The sequence below is a fragment of the Mesorhizobium sp. M8A.F.Ca.ET.021.01.1.1 genome (assembly GCF_003998025.1).
Taxonomy (GTDB): domain Bacteria; phylum Pseudomonadota; class Alphaproteobacteria; order Rhizobiales; family Rhizobiaceae; genus Mesorhizobium.
On sequence record NZ_RZSJ01000260.1, the window covers coordinates 1 to 7,943 of the forward strand.

The 7,943-nt window shown below is 63.7% G+C and carries 10 protein-coding genes and 1 pseudogene; 7 read left to right on the top strand and 4 right to left on the bottom strand.

All coding sequences use genetic code 11. The features are described from left to right. Together nudC and EOA36_RS19870 are read left to right on the top strand one after the other, a co-directional pair. On the top strand, positions 1-591 hold a 591-nt coding region (gene nudC, locus EOA36_RS19865; protein WP_127279077.1), incomplete at its 5' end, for an NAD(+) diphosphatase. Between the two features lie 27 nt (positions 592-618). Continuing rightward, the gene (locus EOA36_RS19870) at positions 619-918 is read left to right on the top strand and encodes a Dabb family protein (protein WP_127279078.1); all 300 of its coding nucleotides are present in this window, start codon (positions 619-621) and stop codon (positions 916-918) included. 1 nt (position 919) lies between these two features. Here EOA36_RS19870 and EOA36_RS19875 read toward each other — a convergent pair whose 3' ends face one another. Continuing rightward, complete coding sequence (locus EOA36_RS19875; RefSeq protein WP_127279079.1) at positions 920-1,783, bottom strand: prephenate dehydratase; 864 nt, start codon at positions 1,781-1,783, stop codon at positions 920-922. A gap of 9 nt (positions 1,784-1,792) precedes the next feature. Beyond that, the gene (locus EOA36_RS19880; RefSeq protein ID WP_127279080.1) at positions 1,793-2,521 is read right to left on the bottom strand and encodes a 3-deoxy-manno-octulosonate cytidylyltransferase; all 729 of its coding nucleotides are present in this window, start codon (positions 2,519-2,521) and stop codon (positions 1,793-1,795) included. Positions 2,522-2,715: 194 nt separating this feature from the next. Between EOA36_RS19880 and EOA36_RS19885 the strand changes: the two genes are divergently transcribed. From EOA36_RS19885 to EOA36_RS19905, 5 genes and pseudogenes are all read left to right on the top strand, one after another. Beyond that, positions 2,716-3,378, top strand: a complete 663-nt coding sequence (locus EOA36_RS19885) for a cytochrome c family protein (protein WP_127279081.1) — start codon at positions 2,716-2,718, stop codon at positions 3,376-3,378. Beyond that, positions 3,333-3,794, top strand: a pseudogene (locus EOA36_RS19890) (ABC transporter permease); the annotation flags it as partial. The gene EOA36_RS19885 and the pseudogene EOA36_RS19890, both read left to right, overlap by 46 nt. A gap of 4 nt (positions 3,795-3,798) precedes the next feature. Next, positions 3,799-4,608: an ABC transporter ATP-binding protein gene (locus tag EOA36_RS19895; RefSeq protein WP_127279082.1), complete on the top strand. Its 810-nt coding sequence runs from the start codon at positions 3,799-3,801 to the stop codon at positions 4,606-4,608. A gap of 14 nt (positions 4,609-4,622) precedes the next feature. After that, positions 4,623-5,996 carry an MlaD family protein gene (locus EOA36_RS19900; RefSeq protein WP_127279083.1) on the top strand — a complete coding sequence of 458 codons (1,374 nt, stop codon included), beginning with the start codon at positions 4,623-4,625 and terminating at the stop codon, positions 5,994-5,996. A 109-nt stretch (positions 5,997-6,105) separates the two neighbouring features. Further along, positions 6,106-6,684 carry an ABC-type transport auxiliary lipoprotein family protein gene (locus EOA36_RS19905; protein ID WP_245464412.1) on the top strand — a complete coding sequence of 193 codons (579 nt, stop codon included), beginning with the start codon at positions 6,106-6,108 and terminating at the stop codon, positions 6,682-6,684. Positions 6,685-6,716: 32 nt separating this feature from the next. Here the strand turns inward: EOA36_RS19905 and EOA36_RS19910 are convergent, their stop codons facing one another. Beyond that, positions 6,717-7,331 (bottom strand): 3'-5' exonuclease, encoded by a 615-nt coding sequence (locus tag EOA36_RS19910; protein ID WP_127279085.1) that lies wholly within the window; start codon positions 7,329-7,331, stop codon positions 6,717-6,719. 129 nt (positions 7,332-7,460) lie between these two features. Next, a partial coding sequence (locus EOA36_RS19915; RefSeq protein WP_145969230.1) for a hypothetical protein occupies positions 7,461-7,943 on the bottom strand: 483 nt, incomplete at its 5' end.

Genomic DNA, 7,943 nt, shown 5'->3' on the forward strand with positions numbered 1-7,943 from the left:
GTCTATATGCAAGGACTGATCGACGAGGCCGCCGCCGGCGCCATGGCACAAGGGGCGGCCCTGCTCGCCTGGCACGCCAGCCACCGCTTCTGCAGCAAATGCGGCACGCAATCGCAGATGCGGGCGGGCGGCTACAAGCGCCATTGCCCGAATTGCGGCACCGAGCATTTTCCGCGCACCGACCCGGTGGCGATCATGCTGACGGCGACGCGGGACAAATGCCTGCTCGGGCGTGGCCGGCACTTCGCGCCGGGCATGTATTCGGCACTTGCCGGCTTCATCGAGCCCGGCGAGACGATCGAGGCGGCGGTGCGCCGCGAGACGCTGGAGGAGGCCGGGATCCGGCTCGGCCGCGTCGTCTACCACGCGAGCCAGCCCTGGCCGTTCCCCTATTCGCTGATGATCGGATGCTTCGGCGAGCCGCTCAACGAAGACATCCAGGCCGACCTCAACGAACTGGAGGATTGCCGCTGGTTTTTGCGCGACGAGGTTCGCCTGATGCTGGACCGCACGCATCCCGACACGCTGGTCACCCCGCCGAAAGGCGCCATCGCGCATCACCTCATCCGCGCCTGGGTCGACAGCGAATAGTCATCGAAGTCATTGCAGGAGAGACAAATGATCCGTCACACCGTCGTCTTCACGCTGAAGCACCCGCCGCACTCGCTGGAGGAAAAGCGGTTTCTCATCGACGCCAGGAAAATCCTCTCGGCGATCCGGGGCGTCACGCATTTCGAGCAATTGCGGCAGGTCAGCCCCAAGAACGACTATCAGTTCGGCTTCTCGATGGAGTTCGCCGACCAGGCGGCCTACACCAGGTACAACGACCATCCCGACCATGTCGCCTTCGTGCGCGACCGCTGGGTGCCGGAGGTCGAGACCTTCATGGAAATCGACTACGTGCCGCTGGGCTGGTAGCTCAATCCGCCACCTTCCATTGCTCGCGCGACTCGCTGGCCGGATAGACGCCGAGAATCCGCACCTCGCGCGAGAAGAAGCGAAGCTCGTCCAGCGCCAGCTTGACCAGCGGATCGTCGGGATGGCCCTCGATGTCGGCGTAAAACAGCGTCGCCGTGAAGGCGCCGAGCTGGTAGCTCTCCAGCTTGGTCATGTTGATGCCGTTGGTGGCGAAGCCGCCCATGGCCTTGTAGAGCGCGGCTGGCACGTTGCGGACGCGGAAGATGAAGGTCGTCATCATCTTGACGTCGGGTGACGGGCGCTCGGCCCATTGCTTGCTCTTGGTCAGGACGACGAAGCGGGTGACGTTGCTGTCGGTGTCCTCGACATTCTCCTCGATAATGTCGAGCCCGTAGAGCGTCGCGGCCAGCGCCGGCGACAGCGCGGCCATGGTGCGATCCTTGACCTCGGAGATCATTTTGGCGGCGCCCGCCGTGTCGCCGGCGACCACTCCCTTCCAGCCGTTCTTGCGGATGTATTTGCGGCATTGGCCGAGCGCGTGGATATGTGTGTGTACGGTCTTGATCTCGTCGCGCTTGACGCCGGGCAGCACCATCAGCTGGAAATGGATCGGCAGGAAATATTCGCCGACGATGTGCATCCTGGATTCCGGCAGGAGGTGGTGGATGTCGGCGACGCGTCCGGCGATGGTGTTCTCGATCGGAATCATGGCGAGATCGGCCTTGCCGGTCTCGACGGCATTGAAGGCGTCCTCGAAGGTCGGGCACGGCAACGGCTCCATCGAGGGATAGACGTTGCGGCAGGCGGTGTCGGAATTGGCGCCGGGCTCGCCCTGGAAGGATATTCTGTTGGTCTTTTCAGGCATGCCGATATCTCAGTTTGAAAGGATTTCCCTGGCGCGATCCAGGTCTTCAGGCGTGTCGACGCCAAGCGGCAGCGACTGCACGATCTCGGCGTCGATGCGCATGCCGGCTTCCAGTGCCCGCAGCTGCTCGAGCCGCTCGCGGCGCTCCAACGGCGACGGCTTCAGGGCGACGAAACGCTCGAGCGCGGCGCGACGGTAGGCGTAGAGGCCGACATGATGATAAAGCGGCCCCTCGCCCCAGGGTGCCGTGGCACGGGTGAAGTAAAGCGCCCGCAGCCGCGTGCCGGAGAGCGGCGACCCGACGATCTTGACGACGTTGGGATTGGTCTTTTCCTCCTCGCGGACGATCTCGACGCCGAGCGTGGCGATATCCACCGCGGCGTCCTCGAACGGCCTGAGCGACGCGGCGATGATGCCGGGATCGATGGTCGGCAGGTCGCCCTGCACATTGACGATCGTTTCGACCTCGCCCCGGGGGTCAAGCGCCAACAGAGCCTCGTGGATGCGGTCGGAACCCGATTCATGGTCGACGCGCGTCATGACCGCCTCGAAACCATGCGCGCGCACCGCTTCGGCCACGCTTTGGGTGTCGGTCGCCACCACCACCCGGCCAAGCCCGGCTTCGGCCGCGCGGCGCGCGACATGGACGATCATCGGGGCGCCGGCAATGTCGGCCAGCGGCTTGCCCGGCAGGCGGGTCGAGGCCATGCGGGCCGGGATCAGGATCAGGGTGGACATCGGTCTGGCGAGGCGTTCGAAAAGAGGACAAGGAAAAGTGGCAAAAGGTCTCACTGGCAGCGCCCTTATAGGTGTTGCAACGCTGGAGCAAAAGACCTAGTTTCCGCCCGATTTGACCGGCCCTGGAGGGCAGGTCTCGATACCGACGGACGGAGTGGACGGTTCGGTCCGCCGGAAAAGGGAGCAAGGGGCGTATGGATTCCAACGAAGTCAACAAGCTGCTCGCCGGATTGCTCGGAACCGTTTTCGTGGTCTTCTCGGTCGGCATTGTGTCCGACGCGCTGTTTGCCTCGCCGGCGCCGGAAAAGCCCGGCTTCGCCATCGAGGCCGCGGAGCCCGCCGAAGGCGGCGCTGCCGCTCCAGCCGCCGAAGCCAAGCCGATCGCCGACCTCTTGGCGACCGCCAATGTCGAGGCCGGTGCTGCCGTCTTCAAGAAGTGCCAGGCCTGCCATTCAGGCGAAAAGGGCGGCCCCAACAAGGTCGGCCCGGATCTGTGGGATCTCGTCGATCGCCCTGTCGCCGAGCATGAAGGCTTCGCCTATTCGGCCGGCATGAAGGAATTCTCCAAGGGCGGCACAGAGAAGTGGACCTACGACAACATCAACCACTTCATCACTTCGCCGAAGAAATTCGTGAAGGGCACGGCCATGGGCTTTGCCGGCCTGCCCAAGGATGAGGACCGCGCCAACGTCATCGCTTATCTGCGCACACTGTCGGACAATCCCAAGCCACTGCCGGCACCGGGAGCCGCTGCTGACGCCTCCGCGCCCGCCAAGCCGGCTGACGGCGCCGCACCGGCCAAGCCCGCGGCGCCGGCCGCTCCGGCAGCGCGATCACCGCCGAAATCGGCTCCATGAAGATGCGCGAGGAGGTCGATGCGCTGAAGGTCATCGGCCTCAATCCGATCGGCGTCCTGGTCTTTCCGCGGCTGGTTGCCCTGGTGATCGCCTTGCCCTGCCTGACGATCATCGCGAATTTTGCCGCACTTGGCGGCGGCATTGTCGCCGCCTGGCTTTACTCCGATATCCCGCCCGCTGCCTTCATCGACCGGTTGCGTGTCGCAATCGATCTCAGCACGATTTTCGCCGGCCTGATCAAGGCGCCGTTCATGGCCATGATCATCGGCACCATCGCCTCCGTCGAGGGCATGAAGGTTGGCGGCAGCGCCGAATCGCTCGGCCAGCACGTGACCGCTTCGGTGGTGAAGTCGATCTTCGTCGTCATCATCCTCGACGGGCTTTTCGCCATGTTCTACGCAGCGATCGAGTTCTGACAAGATGGCGAAGGGCAATGGGGTCGAGGTGAAGGACGAGGTCGACAGCGAAATCGTCCTTTCGGTGCACGACGTCACCGTTGCCATTGACGACAAACTGATCCTCGACAAGCTGTCGCTCGACATCACGCGCGGCGAAATACTGGGGTTCGTCGGGGCCTCGGGCGCCGGCAAGTCCGTGCTGTTGCGCACCATTCTGGGCTTGATGCCCAAGCAGTCGGGAACAATCAAACTGTTCGGCGTCGACGTCGACAAGGCAAGCGACATCGAGCGGCTGCGCATCGACATGCGTCTTGGCGTGTTGTTCCAGCATGGTGCGCTGTTTTCGGCGCTGACCGTGATGGAGAACGTGCAGGTGCCGATGCGCGAATATCTCGACCTGCCAAGGAAGCTGATGGACGAGCTGGCGCTGCTCAAGATCGAGCTGGTCGGGCTGCCGCCGGATGCGGCGCAGAAGTTTCCCTCCGAACTCTCCGGCGGCATGATCAAGCGCGCCGCGCTTGCCAGCGCGCTGGCGCTCGACCCCGACATCGTCTTTCTCGACGAGCCGACGTCGGGCCTCGACCCGATCAGCGCGGCCGAGTTCGACGAACTCGTCGTCAAGCTGCGCGACACCATGGATCTGACCGTCTACATGGTGACCCACGACCTCGATACGCTGTTTACAGCCTGCGACCACGTGGCGGTGCTGGGCAAGAAAAAGGTCCTGGTCGAAGGCACTATCGACGACATGCTGAAGAGCGAGGAACCGTGGGTGAAATCCTATTTCCGCGGAAAACGCGCACGGCAACTTGATCTTGCCGCTCGTGCATAGCCATAAGTGAAGCAATGGAAACCAGAGCCAACTACGTCATTGTCGGCATTTTCACGCTGGTTGCGATCCTGGCGGCTTTCGGCTTCGTCTATTGGACGGCCGCGATCGGCGACAGGGGCGAGACGACGCTGCTGCGGGTGCGCATTCCGGGCTCGGCCTCTGGTCTCGGCCGCGGCAGCTTCGTGCTGTTCAACGGCGTCAAGGTTGGCGACGTCAAGCGTGTCTATATCGACGTCGACAATCCGACTGTCGCCATCGCCGACACCGAGATCGACCGGATGACGCCGATCACCAAGTCGACGCAGGCCGATATCGGCCTTGCCGGCCTTACCGGGCAGGCCAATATCGAGCTCAAGGGCGCCGACCCCAAGGAAGTGAAGCTGCTCGACCAGGCTGAAAAGGAGGGCAAGGTCGCCGAGATCATCGCCAATCCTTCGGCCGTGACCAATCTGCTGCAGACGGCGCAGAACATCTTTACCCGCGCCGACAAGGTGCTGACGGAGCTGGAGGGCTTCACCAAGGATGTCCGCGGGCCGCTGACGCAGACCGTGCAGAACGTACGGACGTTTTCCGATGCACTGGCCAGGAATTCCGACGGCATCGACAAGTTCTTGTCCGCCGTCAGCGCGCTGTCCGATGAGCTGAAAGGCGTTTCAGGCAAGCTCGACGGCACGTTGAAGGCAGCGGAGGGCCTGCTCAATGCCGTCGACAAAGACAAGATCAAGAGCATCGTTGCCAATGTCGACACGGTGACGGGGAACCTCAAGGAAACCTCGCGGCAGCTGGATGGCGTGATCAAGAACGTCGATACGGCTGTCGGATCGGTCAACGACTTCGCCAAGCAGACGCAAGGCACGCTGGCCAAGGTCGATGGCGTACTCGACGGCATCGACCCGGCGCAGGTGCGCCAAGCGCTCGCCAACATCCAGAAGGCCAGCGACAACGCCAACAAGGCGGCTGCCGATATCGCTGAGGTGACCGGCAAGATCGCCAATCGGGCCGACGACATCGACCAGACAATCAAGGACGCCAGGCAATTGGCGCAACGGCTCAACGACGCCTCGGTGCGGGTCGACGGCATACTCGCCAAGGTCGACAAGCTGCTCGGCTCGGGTCAGGCCGACGGCGTGATGGCCGACGCAAGGGATACGCTGAAATCCTTCAAGCAGGTCGCCGATACGCTGAACGCCCGCCTTGGGGTCATCACCGACAATCTGGCGCGCTTCTCGGGCCAGGGGCTGCAGAATGTCGAGGCGCTGGTGCAGGACAGCCGCCGCTCGATCAACCGCATCGAGGAAGCGGTGACGGATCTCAGCCGCAATCCGCAGCGCATCCTTTCGGGTGGCGAGGGCGAGGTTCGTCAGTTCGACGGCAGGGCGCGGCGTTGACTTCGGCGCCGCCCCGCCGCAAGAACAGTGCTCGTGAATGCGGGTTTGATCTTACGATCGGGGACAGCGGGGATCACGCGTGGCGTTGAGTAGGCTTGGAACAGGCGGGTTGAAATCAGCTGCGCTGCTGCTTGTGCTGGCGGTTGCCGGTTGCGCGGCTCTCGGCGGCAAGCCGGCACCGCTCGACACGTTCGAACTGTCGGCGCCATCGGTCGACGCGCATGGCCATAGCCGCAAGCAAATCCTGATCGCCCAGCCTTCGGCGTTGAAGGCGCTGGACAGCCAGAACATCGTCATCAAACCCTCCGACCGCTCGATCCAGTATCTGAAGGGCGCGCAATGGGCCGACCGCCTGCCGCTGATCGTGCAGGCGCGGCTGGCCGAGACGTTCCAGCGCTCGGGCAGCTTTGCCGGCGTCGGCAAGCCGGGCGAGGGGCTGGCGATCGACTATCAGGTGATCGTCGAGGTCCGGTCCTTCGAGGTCCGCGTCAATGGCGGCGAACATGCCGAGGTCGACCTGTTCGTGCGCCTGCTCAACGACCGCAACGGCGAAGTGAAGGCTTCCAAGAGCTTCACCGCATCCGCACCCGTATCAGGCAGCGGCAACCCGGCCTATGTCGGCGCGCTCGACGCGGCCTTCGGCGATGCGGCCAAGCAGATCGTCCGCTGGACCGATTCGGTGATCTGAGCGCCAGGCGCGCAGGAGTTCCATCTTTCGGGCTACGGACGGTCGAAGACGTCCGGCCGCAGCTTTCCAGTCTTCATCAGGTGCTGCAGGGTGTAGGTGACGGACAGCGCATCGTCTAGCGCGTCATGCCCCTGCAATGGCGGGTGTTCGACGCCGTAATATTGCGCAAGCTTGTTGCTCGGTGTCCTTGCCAGGTCCTCGATCGGCATGCCGGCCGCGATCAGCAGTTTCACGGCGTTGTCGAACCGGGTGGCCGGGATGGGCGGCTTGATGCCCGCGACATAGCAACTGATGGCGATCATGTTCAGTTCGTCCTTGCCCCAGGACCAGAACCGAGCTCCATCGGAAAACCGATCGACGCCGGCAAGGGCTTCTTCCAGCCCGACGCCTTCGGCCTCGATGATTTCTTCGGTGATGCCGGTCAGCCCGGTGAAGAACGGGCCAAGCGCGTATCTCTCGCCGAATCGGTCTATCGGCGTGATGTAGGCCTTGTGCGTGCCCAGCACGGGGAAGTCGCCTTCGAGGCCGAGCCTTGCAGCCCCGATCTGGGCGATGACCGGATCCGGGTCATGGGCCGCGCACCAGTATCTGCGTTGTGAGCCCTCAAGGCAGAGAAACTCGCAGTCGAAGATGATTGCCGTCTTCACAAGTCAGTATCCGGTTCCGGAAAAGCGAGACCAAACCCGGATGCGTCTTCCAGGTGGCGAGATCAGTCCCTTCAAGAAAAAAGGCGGGAGACAAATCCCCCGCCTTTTTCGTTTTGGCTTGGCGACCGCTTAATGCAGGCGGCCGCTGGCATGGGCCAGCATGGTGTAGACCTTGCCGGTGTCCGACGTGAGATAGGTCTGCGCCATGATGTTGTCGCGGTCGTTGCGCGAGACATCCTTGAGCAGCTTCTCGAAATCGTCGCAATAGCGGTCGACGGCGGCGCGGAATTCGGCCTCCGCCTGGTACTTGCGGCGGATTTCGTCGAACGTCTGCTGGCCTTTCAGCGTGTAGAGCCTGCGCGTGAAGACGTCACGCTCGCCACGCCGGTAGCGGTTCCACAGCTCGATCGAGGCATCGTGATCGATGGCCCGCGCGATATCGACGGACAGCGAGTTCAGCGATTCCACGACATGCAGCGGGGAACGCTGGGCAGGGGCCGGGCGCGGTGCTTCCGCGGGCGCTTGGGGGGCCGCCGGCCTGAGGTCGGCATCGTTCGACGCGGCGGTCAGCAGATCACGCACCCAGCCGCCTTGCGGCGCGCGGGCACCGGC

Bases quoted from the DNA above. Each gene is read 5' to 3' on its own strand.
- EOA36_RS19870 (WP_127279078.1), top strand. From the start codon at position 619: ATGATCCGTCACACCGTCGTCTTCACGCTGAAGCACCCGCCGCACTCG.
- EOA36_RS19875 (WP_127279079.1), bottom strand. From the start codon at position 1,783: ATGCCTGAAAAGACCAACAGAATATCCTTCCAGGGCGAGCCCGGCGCC.
- EOA36_RS19880 (WP_127279080.1), bottom strand. From the start codon at position 2,521: ATGTCCACCCTGATCCTGATCCCGGCCCGCATGGCCTCGACCCGCCTG.
- EOA36_RS19885 (WP_127279081.1), top strand. From the start codon at position 2,716: ATGGATTCCAACGAAGTCAACAAGCTGCTCGCCGGATTGCTCGGAACC.
- EOA36_RS19895 (WP_127279082.1), top strand. From the start codon at position 3,799: ATGGCGAAGGGCAATGGGGTCGAGGTGAAGGACGAGGTCGACAGCGAA.
- EOA36_RS19900 (WP_127279083.1), top strand. From the start codon at position 4,623: ATGGAAACCAGAGCCAACTACGTCATTGTCGGCATTTTCACGCTGGTT.